The sequence below is a fragment of the Pseudomonas sp. GL_117 genome, assembly GCF_057835125.1.
The window spans coordinates 2395593-2409600 of sequence record NZ_CM174418.1 but is presented as its reverse complement, the minus strand read 5'-3'; the positions used below and the strand labels follow the sequence as shown (position 1 = coordinate 2409600).

Below are 14008 nucleotides of genomic sequence, written 5' to 3'. Positions count from 1 at the left end.
CACCCAGGAGTTTTCCATGAGCACATTCGTTGCCAAAGACGGCACCCAGATCTACTTCAAGGATTGGGGCAGCGGCCAGCCCGTGTTGTTCAGCCACGGTTGGCCGCTGGATGCGGACATGTGGGAATACCAGATGGAGTACCTGAGCAGTCGCGGCTACCGCACCATCGCCTTCGACCGCCGTGGCTTTGGCCGCTCGGACCAGCCCTGGACCGGCAATGACTACGACACCTTTGCCGACGACATCGCGCAGTTGATCGAACACCTGGACCTCACAGACGTGACCCTGGTCGGCTTCTCCATGGGCGGCGGCGACGTGTCGCGCTACATCGCCCGCCATGGCAGCGCCCGTGTGGCCGGCCTGGTGCTGCTGGGCGCGGTGACGCCGATCTTCGGCCAGCAAGCGGATTACCCCCAAGGCGTGCCGCTTGATGTATTTGCCGGGTTCAAGGCCGAGCTGCTCAAGGACCGCGCGCAATTCATCAGTGATTTCAACACGCCGTTCTATGGCCTCAACAAGGGCCAGGTGGTCTCCAACGGCGTGCTGACCCAGACCTTGCAGATCGCGCTGATGGCGTCGCTCAAGTCGACCGTGGATTGCGTCACCGCCTTCTCCGAGACCGACTTCCGCCCGGACATGGCCAAGATCGACGTACCGACCCTGGTGATCCACGGTGACGGCGACCAGATCGTGCCGTTCGAAACCACCGGCAAAGTGGCCGCCGAACTGATCAAGGGTGCCGAGCTGAAAGTCTACAAAGACGCGCCCCACGGCTTTGCCGCGACCCACGCCCAGCAGTTGAACGAAGACCTGCTGGCCTTCCTCCAGCGCTGAACCAGGATCAACAGCCTACCTGTGGCGAGGAAGCTTGCGCCCTCGCCACAGGCAATGCGCTACGTGTTGACTGCCTGGCGTTGGCCCAACGCCAGGCGCCCCGGCCCGCTGATCAGCAACGTGGTGAAGATGATCAGCAACAACCAGCCAAACTGCGCCTCGAACAGCGTCCACTCGGGATGCACCACCAGCAACGCGATCAACAGCACCGCAAGAATCGGCAGGCACGCCAGCCGCACCAGCACCCCGGCAATGATCAGCAACGGGCACAGCACCTCGGCGAAAATCGCCAAGGCCAGGGTGATAGGCGCACCGAGGTGGAACGGGTCTTCGATCAGCTTCAACTGCTCGCTGTAGTTGAGCAACTTGGGCAGGCCATGCACCCACAGCAAAAACAACGCCCCGCTGGCCCGCAGGAACAACAGCCCCAGATCCTGATACTTTGATTCGTGCATATGCGCTCCGGTGTGAGTTGACCTTCTGTCGCGGTCGATTCTGTCGACAGGCGCACGCGCACGCTTGCAAGCCTGTGCTGACCTCACTCCCCCGTGCCGGCAAACGCCGCGACGATTTCATCGATCACCACCCGCACCCGTGCGGTGTGGCGCAGGTCGGCGTGGGTCACCAGCCATACGTCGTAGGGCGTCGGTCGCGTGCGCTGCGGCCACAGGCGCACCAGGCCGTCGCGCTCACCGCTGGCCACCGGGATTTCACCGATGCCGATGCCGGCGGCAATCGACCGGCGCACCAGCAGGCTGGAACTCAAGGCGGCGACAATGCGCCCACGGCCCAGCGGCTCGGACACCAGCGTCAGGTCCTTCTGGTGTTGCAGATAGGGTTGATAGACCACCAGATCGTGGCCGTCGAACAGGCTGCCGGGCTCGGGCACACCGTGACGCTCGACGTAGCCTTGGGAGGCAAACAAGCCCACCGGCCAACGGGCGATGCGCCGGGCGATCAGGTCGGGGTTGTCCGGGCGCGTGTTGCGCACCGCGATGTCGGCTTCCCGCTTGGCCAGGCTGAGGATCTGGGTGGACGCGTCCAATTGCACGCGTACGTCGGGGTGTTTGTCGTGCAAACAGGCGATGGCCGGGATCAGGAAGTCGATGGCCAGGGAGTCGGTGGTGCTGACCCGCACAGTGCCGGTCAGGCGTTCATCCAGGCCCTGGATCTGGCGTTGCAGATCAAGGGCCGAGCGTTCCATTTTTTCCACCGAGAGCAAGGCCGCCTCGCCAACGGCGGTCAGTGCGTAGCCCTCGGAGGTGCGCAGAAACAGCGTCGCGCCCAGGGATTTTTCCAGGGCATTGACGCGCCGGCCAACGGTCGCCTGGTCCACCCCCAGCACCCGTGCCGCCCCGCGCAGCGTGGATTCGCGGCAAACCGCGAGGAATACCCGTGCATCGTCCCAATTCATGCGTTTCTCCAGTGCTGCATATATGCATCAGTATGAAGCTTAATCGCAGCATTATTGCATCGATAATCCTGGCTATGCTGGGCGCCAGAGAAAAATACCCAGGACCGCCCCCATGCATGACCTCCACGCTTGTGCTCGTCGCTCGATCTGGCTGCCGATCTTCGCCGGCCTGTGTGCCAGCCTGGTCAGTATTGGCCTGGCACGTTTCGCCTACACGCCACTGATCCCAAGCCTGATCCAGGCCCACTGGTTCAGCGCCAGCGATGTGGTGTACCTCGGCGCCGCCAACCTGGTGGGCTATTTGATCGGTGCGCTGATCGGTCGGCCCCTCGCCCAACGGACCTCCAACACCACCGCGTTGCGCCTGATGATGGTCGCGGTGACCCTGGCGTTCTTTGCCTGCGGCTTTCCGTTGTCGGTGGCCTGGTTCTTCGGCTGGCGCCTGCTGTCGGGGGTGGCCGGTGGCGCAATCATGGTGCTGGTGGCGGCGACGGTGCTGCCCCATGTCCCGGCAGCGCGGCGGGGCTTGGCAAGCGGTGCGATCTTCCTCGGGATCGGCCTGGGGATTGCCGGTTCAGGCACCCTCGTGCCGCCGCTGTTGCGCCTGGGCCTGCAGCAGACCTGGTTCGGCCTCGGCCTGTTGGCATTGGTGCTGACCGCCGCAAGCTGGTTGGCATGGCCCCACGGCACGCAGCAGGAACCCGCACCACCGGCACACGCGCCGCTGCCCACCCCCGCCGGTGTGTACCTGTTGTTTGCCCAATACGCCTTTATGGCGGCGGGCCTGGTGCCAGCCATGGTGTTCCTGGTGGACTACGTGGCCCGTGGCCTGGGGGATGGCCCGCAGGTCGGCGCGATGATCTGGGTGATGTACGGGCTGGGCTCGATTATCGGGCCGGTCACCTATGGGTACCTGGCTGACAAACTCGGGGCCCGCGCCAGCATTCGCCTGGTCCTGGTGGTGCAGGCGCTGGCCGTCGGGCTATTGCCCTTCGCCGGCTCGTTCACCGCCCTGGCGCTGCTGGCGGTGATCCTTGGCTCGTTCCCACCAGGCATCGTGCCGCTGGCCTTGGCGCGGGTGCATGAATTGCTGCCCGACCATCACCAGCAACAGCTCGCCTGGAGCCGTGCAACGGTGTCGTTCGCGACATTCCAGGCACTGAGCGGGTTTGCCTATTCAGCCTTGTTCAACAGCAGCGGTGGCGACCATGGGTTGTTGTTCATGATTGCAGCCGGGGCGATCGTGGTCGCGCTGATGCTGGAACTGGGTATGTTGCAACTGAACCGCCGACCGTTCGCTACGGTCCCACCCCATACGCTTACCGCTACAGGACTTGCAAAATGACCCTGCCTACCGACATGACCCTGATTGAAATCACCACTCCCGGCGGCCCCGAAGTGCTCAAGCCACGCCAGGTCCCCGTGCCCACCCCGGGCGCCGGCGAAATCCTGATTCGCGTGCACGCCGCCGGGGTCAACCGCCCCGACGCCTTGCAACGCGCGGGCACGTACCCGATGAAGCCCGGCATGAGCCTGATTCCCGGCCTGGAAGTGGCGGGTGAAGTGGTCGCACTGGGCGACGGGGTCAGCGCCTTCGCCCTCGGCGACAAGGTTTGCGCCCTGACCAACGGCGGCGGCTATGCGCAATATTGCGCGGTGCCTGCCGGCCAGGCGTTGCCGATTCCCGAGGGCCTGTCGTGGCTTCAAGCCGCCGCGATCCCGGAAACCTTCTTTACCGTGTGGGCCAACCTGTTTGGCATCGGTGGCGCGCACAAGGGTCAGCGTGTGCTGATCCATGGCGGCACCAGCGGCATCGGCACCACCGCACTGATGTTGTGCCGCGAATTCGGGATCCAGGCATTTGCCACCGCCGGCAGCGCCGAGAAATGCGCGGTCATCCGCGACCTGGGCGCCGAGGCGATCAATTATCGTGAGCAGGACTTCGCCGAAGTGATCGGTGCCCAAGGCGTGAATGTGATCCTCGACATCATGGGCGCCTCGTACCTCAACACCAATCTCAAGGCCTTGAGCATGGATGGCCGCCTGGTGATGCTGGGCTTTCTCGGCGGCACCAAGGCCAATGACGTGGACTTGCTGACCATCCTCGGCAAACGCGCGATTGTGACCGGCTCACTGCTGCGCACGCGGACTGCGGATGAAAAAGCCGCCATCGCCGCACAACTGCGCGAGCACGTGTGGCCGGCGCTGTCAGGCGGGCGTTGCCTGCCGATGATCGATCAGGTGTTTGAGTACACCGACGCCGACAAGGCCCATGCGCGGATGGAAGGTGGGGAGCATATCGGCAAGATTGTGCTGCGGGTGATCTGAACCCGCACAAATCCAATGTGAAAAGCAGGCTTGTGTGGGAGCGGGCTTGCTCGCGAAGACGGTGTATCAGACACAGATACTTTGACTGAACCACCGCTTTCGCGAGCAAGCCCGCTCCCACATTTGATTTGCTGTGTATTGAAGGCCGCCGTTTTAACGGTAAGTCGGGTAATCGATATAGCCCTGCTCCGAACCCCCGTACATGCCTTCGACCCGCAGCGGGTTCAGCGGCCAGCCATTGAACAGGCGTTGCGGCAGGTCCGGGTTGGCAATGAATGGGCGGCCAAACGCGATCAGGTCCGCCAGCCCCGCTTGCACCAGTTTCTCGCCACGCTCGGCGGTATAGCGTCCGGCGTAGATAATGCGGCCGCTGAAGCTGTCACGCAGCGCACGCCGGAAGCTTTCCGGCAATTGAGGTGCGTCGTCCCAATCCGCCTCGGCAATGGAAACGTAGGCGATGCCCGCCGCTTCCAGCATTTTGACGGCTTCGATGTAAGTGTGATGTGGGTCTTCTTCCACCAGGCCGATGTACACGCGGTCCTGGTCGGTGCCACTGAACAACGGCGAAAAACGCACGCCCAGTCGATCCGGCCCGACCGCATCGCTGACCGCCGCGACAATCTCGCGCAGAAAACGCAGGCGGTTATCCAGCGAACCACCGTATTCGTCATCGCGCTGATTGGAATGCGCCGAAATGAACTGGTTGACCAGATAACCATTGGCCGAATGAATCTCCACCCCATCGAACCCCGCCGCCATCGCGTTGCGCGCGGCCTCGGCATACAAGCCGACCAGGTCCTTGACCTCTTGCGTATCCAACGCACGCGGCACTGGCGGTTGCACCAGTTCACCAGCGCCCGGCGCGGTTTCGATGAACGCCTTGACCTGTTTCGGCTGGATCGCCGACGGCGCCACCGGGGCTGCGCCGCCTGGTTGCAACGCGTGATGGGAGACGCGCCCCACATGCCACAGCTGAGCAAAGATCACCCCGCCGTCAGCATGCACAGCGTCAGTGACGGTGCGCCAGCCATCGACCTGCGCCGCGTTGTAGATCCCCGGCGTCCACGCGTACCCCTGGCCACGGGGCTCGATCTGCGTGCCCTCGCTGACCATGAAGCCGGCCGACGCACGCTGGCGGTAATACTCGGCCATCAAGGCGGTGGCGATGTCACCGGGTTGGGCGCTGCGCTGGCGGGTCAACGGCGGCAGCACAATGCGGTTGCCCAGTGTGTGCCGACCCAGTTGCAGTGGGGTGTTGAGAATATTGTCTGTCATGTGCGGTTTTCCAAATCCTGGACGAGCAAAAGCCTTGGCGACTCCTCGGGAGCCGCCAATCAAAAGGTAATGAATGAACTTACGCGGTGAGTTTCAGCAGCGCCTTGGCCACATCGCTGGAGCTGCCCGGGTTCTGCCCGGTGACCAGCAAACCATCGACGATCACAAAGGATTGCCAGTCGGCGCCCTTCTCGTACTTGCCGCCGAGTTTCTTGAATTCGTCTTCAACCAGGAACGGCACCACATCGGTCAATTCCACCGCGGCTTCTTCCGAGTTGGAGAAGCCGGTGACGCGACGCCCCTTGATCAGCGGCTCACCGTTGACTGCCTTGACGTGACGCAGCACACCCGGTGCGTGGCAGACGAAACCAATCGGCTTGCCGGCGCGTTCGAAGGACTCGATCAGCGCGATCGACACCGGCGACTCCGCCAGGTCCCACAACGGACCGTGGCCACCTGGGTAGAACACCGTGTCGAAATCGGTGGCGTTGACCGCATCCAGCTTCAACGTATTGGCCAAGGCCTGCTGCGCGGCCGGGTCGGCGGCGAAGCGGTGGGTCTGTTCGGTCTGGAAGTCCGGCAGGTCGCTGACCGGGTCCAGCGGTGGTTGCCCGCCGGCCGGGGATGCCAGCACCACCTCGGCACCGGCGTCCTTGAACGCGTAATAGGGTGCCGCAAACTCTTCGAGCCAGAAGCCGGTCTTGCGGCCGGTGTCTCCCAACTGATCGTGAGAGGTCAAAACCATCAATACTTTCATTGTCGAGTGCCTCGGGATGAGTGTGGGTTGAAGCTTAGGAGCCTGGGTTGCACGGCACAACGTCATATCCGCAAGGTTTTCGGACATGCACGGTGGCGGTTGCCGTTTGCCCGCCGCGCGCGGACAATTCCACCTCCCCTGCCCTTGGAGAGATGCGATGCACAGCGTGGCGCTGCTGGTTTACCCGAATTTTGAGTGCCTGAGCCTCAGTGTCGGCTCGGTGTTCGAGTGCGCGAACCTGCTGCGTGGCGAGCCGGCCTACGAGTTTCACCTGGTGTCGGAGCGTGGCGGCGCGGTGATGACCTCCCAGGGGTTCTCGGTGAACACCACGCCGATCCGCGCCGAAGGCTATGACACGCTGATCGTCGGCGGCTACATGGAGTTCCGCCTGCCGGAGGCCAACCTGCTGGAATTGGTCAAGGCCGCTGCCGTCCAATCGCGGCGTGTTGCATCGCTGTGCATGGGTATTTTCGTGTTGGCCGACGCCGGCCTGCTGGAAGGCAAGCGCACCACCACCCATTGGATTCACGCCCCGGCATTTCGCAAGCGCTACCCGCAGATTCAATTGGAAGAAGACCGCTTGTTCGTGGTCGACGGCCAGATCTGGACCGGCGCCGGCATGAGCGCCGGCGTGGACATGGCCCTGGCCATGGTCGAGAACGACCTGGGCAGCGACCTCGCGCGGCGCATCGCCCGCAAACTGGTGATCGCCCAGCGGCGCGGCAGCGAACAGTCGCAGCTGTCGGCCCTGCTGGAGCTGGACCCCAAGTCAGACCGCGTGCAACTGGCCCTGGCCTATGCCCGCGAAAACCTGACCCACGATCTGTCGGTGGACGCCTTGGCCGATGTCGCACGGCTCAGCCCGCGCCAGTTCAGCCGGGTGTTTCGTGAAGAAACCGGCCAGACCCCGGCCAAAGCCATCGAATCGCTGCGGGTGGAAGCCGCGCGGACGCTGATGGAGACCAGCCGCCACCCGGTGGAAGTGGTCGCCCGCGAAACCGGCTTCGGTGATCGCGAACGCATGCGCCAGGCCTTCCTGCGCGCCTTCGGCCAGCCGCCGCAGGCAATGCAGCAAGCGTTTAATGCAGCGCCACCCGCGTGATCAGGTAGTTCACCAACTGCGGTTCGTCATCCAGTTCAAGCAGTTGCACCGGGCGCGGCAGGTTATCCAGCACCGTGCGCCAGAACGCCTGGGACACTTCGTCCTGGTCATAAAAACGCACCAGCCAGTTGGATGCGCCACTGCACAGCACCTGGGTGGCGATAGCGCGCCCGATGCCTTTGCGCCGGTAGCGCTTGAGGATAAACAGGTCGGCCAGCTCCAGCGCATCAATGCCGGGCAACTCGCTGCCTTCGATCAGCAGGAAGCCGGCGATAAAACCATCCACCAACAACAGGTTGGCGCTCCACTGCGGGTCTTGCCAGTAGCGCGCCAGGTGTTCGTCATGGATGTAGAAACGGCCGTCCCCTTCGACATCTTCCTGTTCCCAGTCCGACGACTCATAGGCGTAGTACTGGTAGAGATTGCGGATCAGCTCGGCGGCTTCGGGGCCGGTCTGGATCAGTTCGACGGTGGTTTCGGACATGGGGCTCTCGGTGAAAAAATGCAGGGCGCCATTGTTCACAAAACCTTCGCGCAGGCCAATACATTGTCCAACCTTTCTGTTTGCTGAACCGATTGCGGATTTACCCTGCCCTGGCCAAATTCCTGAAACATTTAGAATAGACTTCGCGCAAATCCCCCTTTTCTCAAGGACACGCACCGTGACCAACGTCTGTTCCGCCGGCCTGGATGTGGGCTTTGCCTCCCTGGACTACTTGCAGATCTTCATCCTGGGCGTGATCCAGGGCATTACCGAGCTGCTGCCGGTGTCGTCCACCGCCCACATGCGCGTGGTCCCCGCCCTGCTCGGCTGGCAGGACCCAGGCTCGGCGTTTTCGGCGGCGATGCAGCTGGCGGCGCTGGCGGCGGTGGTCAGCTATTTCTGGCGCGACGTGCACCAAGTCACCACCGGCAGCATCGGCGCAGTGCGTCGGGGCGACTACAACGACCGCTGGTTCAAGCTGGCCGTGGCGATTGTGCTGGCGACGATACCCATCGGGATTGCCGGGTTGGCGCTGTCTTCGACCTTGAACGCATGCAACTCGCCGTTGCGTGGGTTGATGGTGATCGGCATTTCCTGCGTGGTCATGGCGGTGCTGCTGGCCGTCGCAGAAGTACGCGCACGCCACACCCGGGAGATGGGTGAGATGCGCCTGCGCGATGCGCTGATCGTCGGCATTGCGCAGATTGGTGCTTTGATTCCGGGGGTATCGCGCTCGGGTTCCACCCTCACCGCCGCACTGTTCCTCAACTTCAAGCGTGAAGAAGCGGCGCGTTTCTCCTTTCTGCTGGGCCTGCCGGCCATTGCCCTCGCCGGGTTGAAGGAGCTGTGGGTACTGCTGCGCGCCGACTTGCCCGCGCATGCCTGGCCGCATCTGTTGTTTGGCCTGGTGGTGGCGAGCGTCTCGGCGTTTTTTGCGATCTGGGGGCTGATGAAGTTTTTGGAGCGGTTCTCGACCTGGCCGTTTGTGATCTACCGGGCGTTATTGGGGGTGTTTCTGATTGTGGCGGTCAGCACTGGCCTGCTGAGCTGACTCCATTGCGAAAGCACATCCAATCCAATGTGGGAGCGGGCTTGCTCGCGAAAGCGGTGGATCAGTCAACCTATTCAGCGACTGGCACACCGTATTCGCGAGCAAGCCCGCTCCCACAAAAGCCCGCTCCCACAGTTGGACTGAGTTGTTTTAGAGGCCGCCGCTTCGATCGGCCAGTTCTTCCAGCAGGTCAGCCGACGGCACAAAAAACAACCCACCCGTCACCGCCGTACTGAAATCCAGCAAGCGGTCATAGTTGCCTACCGGCCGCCCGACAAACATATTCTCCAGCATCAATTCCAGCGGCTGCGGCGAGCGCGCGTAGCCGATGAAATAGGTGCCGAACTCCCCCGCCCCAGGCCGCCCAAAGGGCATGTTGTCGCGCAGGATCTTCACCTCATTGCCGTCCTCGTCGGTAATCACCGTCAGCGCACTGTGGGCGTTGCTCGGCTTGGCCTGGTCATCCAACTCGATATCCGCCAGCTTGGTGCGCCCGATCACCTTCTCCTGGGCCTCCACCGTCAGGCCGTTCCAGGCGTTCATGTTGTGCAGGTACTTCTGCACCAGCACGTAGCTGCCACCGCGGAATTCGCTGTCCTCATCACCGACAAGGGTGAAGCCTTCGGCCTTGCGCCCCACCGGGTTCTCGGTGCCGTCGACAAAGCCGATGATGCTGCGCATATCGAAGTAGCGGAAACCCTGGACCTCGTCCACCACCTTGACGCTATCCCCCAGCGCCGCCATCAACTGGGTGGCCAGTTCGAAACACAGGTCCATCTGCTCGGCGCGGATATGCAGCAGGATATCCCCCGGCGTCGCGACGGCCATGCGCCCCTGCACCCCAAACTCGCGAAACGGATGCAGCGCCGCCGGGCGTGGCGCACCGAACAGCCGGTCCCAGGCATCCGAGCCAAACCCGCAGACACAGGTGAGATTGCCGTCCGGCACGCGCTTGCCCACCGAGCGCACCAACCCGGCGATGTCGGCGCACCAGGCGCGCACCGTATCGACATTGCCGGGCGTCAAGGTGGCGACCATGAAAATTGCGCTGCGGGTGATCGGGTGGCACACCGACTGCGGTTCCAGAGGTGGCAAAACAGAGGATGGGGTCATGGTGAACGTCCAGACTAAAGGGCGAGATTAAACTCGCGCAGATTAGCAGATCATTTCTGACAGTTGCGCCACACTTCGCGGATCAACGCTTGCAGCTTCAAGGCCTCGCTCCAGCGATCGCTGATCTCGCGACCGTCTGCGCCGGTGATGGCATACGGCGGCGGGCCCAGCTCGCAGGTGAAGGACAGGCTGTGCGGCGTGTCGGGCCGCGCCAGCCAGTCTTCGATCCCGTAGCGCCACCACTCGGTGAAGCGCTGCACCCAGGCTTGGTGCTGGGGAAAGTCCAGCGAAACCTGCACCTGTTCACTGCTCGCCACGCGCCCATGAAACCCCCAACTATGGCGCAGGATCGTGCGGATCTGTTCATCGTCTTCCACGGCACCCGGCTCCGGCAGTTCGCGCCCGACCACGTAGTGGGACAGGTCGGCCAGCAGCTGCAAATCCGGCATTTGCGCGAGCAGATCGAGGGTGAAGTGCAGGTCGTTGGTCAGCCGATAACGGTGGGTTTCCAGCAGCACCGGAAAGTCCACCTGCTCGGCCAGGCGCTGCCAGCCTTCGACCAAGCGTGCCGCCTCGGACTGCGTACGCGGGCGCACGTCGGCCTGCAAAGTGAGATGGTGACAGCCGTAGCGGCTGATCACATCCAGTGCAGCGGCCAGGTCATCCACCGATTGCGGGAACAGTTGGCCCTCGATCTGCAAGCCCCTGGCCGAGGCGGCGGCGTGCAGGCGGGCGACATCGGCGGGCTTGCAGTAGTGGTCGGTGATGCCGTCGAAACCCGCAGCTTTGATGCGGTCCAGTTGCACGTCCAGAGGGCCGGGCTCGGTTTGCATCGCCCACAGGGATTGGAATACCAGGAATTGGCGCATCTCAGCCTCGCAGCAACTGTTTGAGGGACACTTCGGGGTCGGCCAGGCTGGCCGTGTCGAGCGCGATATGCGCGCCGATCAGGCGTTCGCAGAGCTTGATGTCCTTGGCCGCGCCGTTGCCGGGCGCCCAACCGCAAGCGCCTTGCATGCGGGACTCGGCGTCCAGGTAGAACAGCAACAGCGCGCCGCCGGGCAATGGCCGAGTGACCACAGTCGGCGTCATCACGCCCACGGTGAGCAAGCCCCAATCGTACTGGTCGGACCAGAAACCGGGCAGCGCATCGAAGGGCAATTGGCGCCCGAGCAGGTTCAACGCCGCATGCCGGCCCTGGGCTTCGGCGTTGCGCCAGGTTTCCTGGCGCTGGTACAGGCCGTCGAGGCGGAACTCACATACATCGCCCGCCGCATAGATATGCGCCGCGCTGGTGCGCAACTGCGCATCGACACGAATACCCTGCCCCACTTCCAGCCCGGCCGCCGCCGCGAGTTCGATGTTCGGCTGCATGCCGATGCCCACCACCACCAGGTCGCACGGCAACAACTGCCCATCGACCAACTGCACGGCATCGGCCTGGATCGATTCCAGTACCACGTTCAAGCGCACATCCACCCCGTGCTGGCGATGCAACGCCAACAGCGCCGCCGAGATCACCGGCGGCAATACCCGCCCGGCCAGGCGCGGCCCGGCTTCCAGCAGCGTCACCTCGCAGCCCAGGCCACGGGCGGTCGCCGCCACTTCCAGGCCGATAAACCCGCCACCGACCACCACCAGCCGTGTGCCGGGCCGCAGCGCGCTGCGCAAGGCCAAGGCTTCATCGTGGGTGCGCAGGTACAACACGTTGGCCTGGGCCTGGGGCAAACGCCGCGCCCGGCCGCCGGTGGCCAGCAACAGGCCGGCGTAGGCCAGCCACTGGCCGTCGGCGAGTTGCAGGCGCTGTTGCTCGGGCTGCAAATGAGTCACCGGGTTGGCGGCGATATGTTCGATGTTCAACGCGGCCAAGCGCTCGCGGTCGCACAGGCTGCAGCCGGCCAGGTCCACGCAGCCTTGCAGCAACCCCTTGGACAGCGGCGGCCGTTCGTAGGGCAGGTGCGGTTCATCGCCGATCAGGATCAGGCGTCCGGTGTAGCCTTCTTCGCGCAGGGTCAGCGCCGCACGGCCGCCGGCATGGCCGGCGCCGACGATGATCAAGGGCGCGTTCATCGTCACACCGTGACGGCGAGCAACACCCGCCCCGCTTCGACCCGTACCGGGTAGGTCTTGAGGTTGACGCACACCGGCGCGCCCATGGCTTTGCCGGTACGGTAATCAAAGCGTCCGTTGTGCTTGGGGCATTCGATCACGTGGTCCATCACCAGGCCGTCGGCGAGGTGGATTTTCTCGTGGGTGCACAGGCCGGCCGTGGCAAAAAATTCATTCTCGGCCGAGCGATACACCGCGTAGGTGTGAGCGCCATGGTCGAAGCGCAGCACGTCTTCTTCGTCTATTTCGCCCACGGCGCAGACGTCGATCCATTGATCGTTCATGGTAGTTCCTCGTGGTGAACGAGCTTGTTGTAGTGAGCGCGCTTGCTCGCGCAGGGCTGCGAAGCGGCCCCAGGATCAGCTATCGGGATTTGTCTGGAAAAACGCGGGGGCGTCATTGGGGCTGCTTCGCAGCCCAGCGCGAGCAAGCTCGCTCACTACAACAGGCGCGCCGGGAATCGGGCGTTGGATGAAGTAGGTGGGGTCGCTGCGTTGCTTCCAGATCGTCGGCAGGATTTCCTTGTAGGCCTCGAAGAGGTTGGCGTACGGCGGCGGGCAGTCACCGCGGATCTCTGCGTGCAGTTGCTCGAGGGCGTGGTACGGCACCATCGGGTACATGTGGTGTTCGAGGTGGTAGTTCATGTCCATGTAGATAAAGCGCAGCACAGGGTTCATGTAGATGGTGCGGCAATTGCTGCGGTGGTCGAGGACGTCTTCGGCGAGGCCCACGTGCTGGGTCAGGCCGAACAGGTAGCCGAGCCAGGCACCGTAGATGCTCGGCAAACCGATCAGCATCAGCGGCAACCAGCTGTGCAGGTACAGCGCGGTGCCGATGACCACGGCGTAGATCGCCAGCCAGATACGGGCGGCGCGGAATACCTTGGGCCACTCGGACTCAGGAATGAAGTCGGCCTCCTGGGCACTCATCTTGCCGGCGGCGTGACGCGCCACGCCGCTGAAGGTTTTCCAGGCCAGGGGCAGGTTGAACAGGCTCAGGCACATCATCAGAAAGCTCGGCGGGCGCGGCTCGACGATCTCCGGGTCGCGGCCGACGACGATGGTGTCGGTGTGGTGCCGCGCATGGCTCCAGCGCCACACGTGGGGCTCGAAGATGCACATGAAGCTGGCGACCTGGTAGAGCACGTCGTTCATCCAGCGGGTCTTGAACGCGGTGCCGTGGCCGGTCTCGTGCCAACGCGGGTTGGACGCCGTGCCGTAGAGCACGCCATACACCATGAAGAACGGCACGCAGGCCCAGGAGCCCCAGAACCAGTAGCCGCCAAAGCCACTGGCAAACAGCGCGACGAACCACAGGGCGGTGTCGCGCAAGGCCGGGCCGTCGCGGCGTTGCATCAGTTCTTTCATGCGTTTACGGGAAATCGGTGATTGATACCAGCTGGCCGAGACCAGGCCTTTTTCAGCGGCGCGGGCGGCTTCGGGGCCAGTGAGGCTGTAGTCGCGCCGGGCGGTGTGAGCGGTGTGTTCAGGCATTGTTATTGTTCTCCGCAAGCGTGGGGTTCAGGTGCCTTGCCAAACCC

The 14008-nt window shown here is 63.7% G+C and carries 15 protein-coding genes; 5 read left to right on the top strand and 10 right to left on the bottom strand.

Annotated features, from left to right (window positions below; translation table 11 throughout):
* Positions 1–16: 16 nt before the first annotated feature.
* Positions 17–835 carry an alpha/beta fold hydrolase gene (locus tag AC3ISR_RS10965; RefSeq protein ID WP_192300930.1) on the top strand — a complete coding sequence of 273 codons (819 nt, stop codon included), beginning with the start codon at positions 17–19 and terminating at the stop codon, positions 833–835.
* Positions 836–894: 59 nt separating this feature from the next.
* On the opposite strand, the gene AC3ISR_RS10960 is transcribed toward AC3ISR_RS10965, so the two are convergent.
* Positions 895–1290 carry a DoxX family protein gene (locus AC3ISR_RS10960; protein WP_463984753.1) on the bottom strand — a complete coding sequence of 132 codons (396 nt, stop codon included), beginning with the start codon at positions 1288–1290 and terminating at the stop codon, positions 895–897.
* An 83-nt stretch (positions 1291–1373) separates the two neighbouring features.
* Entirely contained in the window at positions 1374–2249 is an 876-nt protein-coding gene (locus tag AC3ISR_RS10955; protein WP_192300928.1) for a LysR family transcriptional regulator, read from the bottom strand.
* Positions 2250–2361: 112 nt separating this feature from the next.
* On the opposite strand from AC3ISR_RS10955, the gene AC3ISR_RS10950 reads away from it, so the two are divergent.
* Entirely contained in the window at positions 2362–3594 is a 1233-nt protein-coding gene (locus AC3ISR_RS10950; RefSeq protein ID WP_463984752.1) for a YbfB/YjiJ family MFS transporter, read from the top strand.
* Positions 3591–4577 carry an NAD(P)H-quinone oxidoreductase gene (locus tag AC3ISR_RS10945; protein ID WP_463984751.1) on the top strand — a complete coding sequence of 329 codons (987 nt, stop codon included), beginning with the start codon at positions 3591–3593 and terminating at the stop codon, positions 4575–4577. The genes AC3ISR_RS10950 and AC3ISR_RS10945 overlap by 4 nt, the downstream gene beginning before the upstream one ends.
* A gap of 153 nt (positions 4578–4730) precedes the next feature.
* Here the strand turns inward: AC3ISR_RS10945 and AC3ISR_RS10940 are convergent, their stop codons facing one another.
* The gene (locus AC3ISR_RS10940) at positions 4731–5852 is read right to left on the bottom strand and encodes an alkene reductase (RefSeq protein ID WP_463984750.1); all 1122 of its coding nucleotides are present in this window, start codon (positions 5850–5852) and stop codon (positions 4731–4733) included.
* A gap of 79 nt (positions 5853–5931) precedes the next feature.
* Positions 5932–6609 (bottom strand): type 1 glutamine amidotransferase domain-containing protein, encoded by a 678-nt coding sequence (locus AC3ISR_RS10935; protein ID WP_192300924.1) that lies wholly within the window; start codon positions 6607–6609, stop codon positions 5932–5934.
* A gap of 157 nt (positions 6610–6766) precedes the next feature.
* Between AC3ISR_RS10935 and AC3ISR_RS10930 the strand changes: the two genes are divergently transcribed.
* A complete protein-coding gene (locus tag AC3ISR_RS10930) occupies positions 6767–7711 on the top strand; it encodes a GlxA family transcriptional regulator (protein ID WP_192300923.1) in 945 nt (314 codons plus the stop codon).
* On the opposite strand, the gene AC3ISR_RS10925 is transcribed toward AC3ISR_RS10930, so the two are convergent.
* Positions 7689–8195 carry a GNAT family N-acetyltransferase gene (locus AC3ISR_RS10925; protein ID WP_192300922.1) on the bottom strand — a complete coding sequence of 169 codons (507 nt, stop codon included), beginning with the start codon at positions 8193–8195 and terminating at the stop codon, positions 7689–7691. The genes AC3ISR_RS10930 and AC3ISR_RS10925 overlap by 23 nt on opposite strands.
* A 178-nt stretch (positions 8196–8373) precedes the next feature.
* Between AC3ISR_RS10925 and AC3ISR_RS10920 the strand changes: the two genes are divergently transcribed.
* Positions 8374–9246: an undecaprenyl-diphosphate phosphatase gene (locus tag AC3ISR_RS10920; RefSeq protein ID WP_192300921.1), complete on the top strand. Its 873-nt coding sequence runs from the start codon at positions 8374–8376 to the stop codon at positions 9244–9246.
* Between the two features lie 150 nt (positions 9247–9396).
* On the opposite strand, the gene AC3ISR_RS10915 is transcribed toward AC3ISR_RS10920, so the two are convergent.
* From AC3ISR_RS10915 to AC3ISR_RS10895, 5 genes are all read right to left on the bottom strand, one after another.
* Positions 9397–10359 carry a Dyp-type peroxidase gene (locus AC3ISR_RS10915; protein ID WP_192300920.1) on the bottom strand — a complete coding sequence of 321 codons (963 nt, stop codon included), beginning with the start codon at positions 10357–10359 and terminating at the stop codon, positions 9397–9399.
* A 50-nt stretch (positions 10360–10409) separates the two neighbouring features.
* Positions 10410–11228 (bottom strand): sugar phosphate isomerase/epimerase family protein, encoded by an 819-nt coding sequence (locus AC3ISR_RS10910; RefSeq protein WP_463984749.1) that lies wholly within the window; start codon positions 11226–11228, stop codon positions 10410–10412.
* A gap of 1 nt (position 11229) precedes the next feature.
* Positions 11230–12429 carry an NAD(P)/FAD-dependent oxidoreductase gene (locus AC3ISR_RS10905; RefSeq protein ID WP_463984748.1) on the bottom strand — a complete coding sequence of 400 codons (1200 nt, stop codon included), beginning with the start codon at positions 12427–12429 and terminating at the stop codon, positions 11230–11232.
* 2 nt (positions 12430–12431) lie between these two features.
* Positions 12432–12752: a MocE family 2Fe-2S type ferredoxin gene (locus AC3ISR_RS10900; protein WP_017735293.1), complete on the bottom strand. Its 321-nt coding sequence runs from the start codon at positions 12750–12752 to the stop codon at positions 12432–12434.
* Positions 12753–12827: 75 nt separating this feature from the next.
* The gene (locus tag AC3ISR_RS10895) at positions 12828–13961 is read right to left on the bottom strand and encodes a fatty acid desaturase family protein (RefSeq protein WP_489324737.1); all 1134 of its coding nucleotides are present in this window, start codon (positions 13959–13961) and stop codon (positions 12828–12830) included.
* Positions 13962–14008 lie beyond the last annotated feature (47 nt).

Coding starts and splice junctions, on each gene's coding strand:
- AC3ISR_RS10965 (WP_192300930.1), top strand. CDS start 17: ATGAGCACATTCGTTGCCAAAGACGGCACCCAGATCTACTTCAAGGAT.
- AC3ISR_RS10960 (WP_463984753.1), bottom strand. CDS start 1,290: ATGCACGAATCAAAGTATCAGGATCTGGGGCTGTTGTTCCTGCGGGCC.
- AC3ISR_RS10955 (WP_192300928.1), bottom strand. CDS start 2,249: ATGAATTGGGACGATGCACGGGTATTCCTCGCGGTTTGCCGCGAATCC.
- AC3ISR_RS10950 (WP_463984752.1), top strand. CDS start 2,362: ATGCATGACCTCCACGCTTGTGCTCGTCGCTCGATCTGGCTGCCGATC.
- AC3ISR_RS10945 (WP_463984751.1), top strand. CDS start 3,591: ATGACCCTGCCTACCGACATGACCCTGATTGAAATCACCACTCCCGGC.
- AC3ISR_RS10940 (WP_463984750.1), bottom strand. CDS start 5,852: ATGACAGACAATATTCTCAACACCCCACTGCAACTGGGTCGGCACACA.
- AC3ISR_RS10935 (WP_192300924.1), bottom strand. CDS start 6,609: ATGAAAGTATTGATGGTTTTGACCTCTCACGATCAGTTGGGAGACACC.
- AC3ISR_RS10930 (WP_192300923.1), top strand. CDS start 6,767: ATGCACAGCGTGGCGCTGCTGGTTTACCCGAATTTTGAGTGCCTGAGC.
- AC3ISR_RS10925 (WP_192300922.1), bottom strand. CDS start 8,195: ATGTCCGAAACCACCGTCGAACTGATCCAGACCGGCCCCGAAGCCGCC.
- AC3ISR_RS10915 (WP_192300920.1), bottom strand. CDS start 10,359: ATGACCCCATCCTCTGTTTTGCCACCTCTGGAACCGCAGTCGGTGTGC.
- AC3ISR_RS10910 (WP_463984749.1), bottom strand. CDS start 11,228: ATGCGCCAATTCCTGGTATTCCAATCCCTGTGGGCGATGCAAACCGAG.
- AC3ISR_RS10905 (WP_463984748.1), bottom strand. CDS start 12,429: ATGAACGCGCCCTTGATCATCGTCGGCGCCGGCCATGCCGGCGGCCGT.
- AC3ISR_RS10900 (WP_017735293.1), bottom strand. CDS start 12,752: ATGAACGATCAATGGATCGACGTCTGCGCCGTGGGCGAAATAGACGAA.
- AC3ISR_RS10895 (WP_489324737.1), bottom strand. CDS start 13,961: ATGCCTGAACACACCGCTCACACCGCCCGGCGCGACTACAGCCTCACT.